The following is a 1,220-nucleotide window of genomic DNA, read 5'->3' as shown; positions in this document are numbered from 1 at the left end:
TTTTACGTGGTGCGGATCCCGGTTTTGAATTATTAATATCGTGGGGAAGAAAAGGTATTATTGCCTTAAAAAACGCCGCGCAGCAAGCCCAACAGAAAGTTCGCGGATTAACCCCATTAATCAAAGCACTGGAAAAAAAAGCGCAAGATTTGCCGCATGAGCCGATTAAGCCGTTTAAAGTAGAGGTGGCTTATCGTCCTGATTTGGAAAAAGAGGTTCAGGTAGTTAAGATCGGTAAACAGCGGGGTAAAGACATTTGGGTGCAGATCAATCTGGAAACGAATACCCTTTTTGGCTGTAAATATCTGCGCAACTCGACAGGTGAACTGAAATTAGCACCAGTGTCAATCCGCGAGCGGCTTTATCAATTAAAAACTCAAGGAATGGGGGCAAACGGGCGAATGAAGCCGCTAAAAATTGGCCACTTCAATCTGAAGTTTCCTCTTTCTACCAATCACAACAACAAAAACTGCAAGCATTAAGCACACAATTGGCAAAACGCCGGATTGGAAGCAAACTTAACTTATCAAGTGAAGACTTAAGTTACATGGATCTTACCCAAGTTTTTGGTGGCTACCATAACCTTGCTCACGCGAATTTACAAGGTACTAATCTAAGCAGATCTAACCTGAAAGACATTATCATCGTGGAAGCTAACCTAACAAAAGCGATAATGAACCAAACTCAGCTGGCTAATGCTAATTTACTCATGGCTAATCTAAATGAAGCGCAATTAGCAGGAGCTAACTTAACTAAGGCTAATTTATGTAACACTAATTTAGTCAACTCTGCAATGAACGGAACTATACTGCAAGAAGCTTACTTAAATAATAGTGACTTAACTAATAGTGATTTGACTGGCGCCAATTTGGCGCAAGCTAAGATAGCGAACGCTAACTTGACTAACGCCAATCTGACCAAGGCTAATCTAACTGGTGTGATATTAGTTGATACTAACCTCAATGGTGTAAATTTCACTAGTGCCAATTTAACGCAAGCCAAATTGAATGGCCTTACACTACGTGAGGCGATTTTTGATCAAGCCGACCTAACCGGGGCTAACCTTGCGAACAGCGATGTTAGCAACGCTGATCTGAGTAATACTATCTTCAAAGAGTTAACAATTAGTAACACTAATTTTGCCGGTGCTTCTTTACACGACAGTTTTACCCTTCAGCTACCTGGCGAGTGGGATGAGGATAGCCTAGATGCACTACTGA

The 1,220-nt window shown here is 41.5% G+C and carries 2 protein-coding genes; both read left to right on the top strand.

Going from position 1 to position 1,220, the window contains the following annotated elements:
- Positions 1-482: hypothetical protein (locus tag CBG25_RS00805; protein ID WP_290603815.1), on the top strand; the 482-nt coding region annotated here is incomplete at its 5' end.
- An 8-nt stretch (positions 483-490) separates the two neighbouring features.
- Positions 491-1,220, top strand: a 730-nt coding sequence (locus tag CBG25_RS00800) for a pentapeptide repeat-containing protein (RefSeq protein ID WP_290603814.1), incomplete at its 3' end; no start/stop codon positions are given.

It is taken from the genome of Arsenophonus sp. ENCA (assembly GCF_002287155.1).
Classification (GTDB): Bacteria; Pseudomonadota; Gammaproteobacteria; order Enterobacterales; family Enterobacteriaceae; genus Arsenophonus; species Arsenophonus nilaparvatae.
This window is presented reverse-complemented; position numbering and strand designations above follow the sequence as displayed.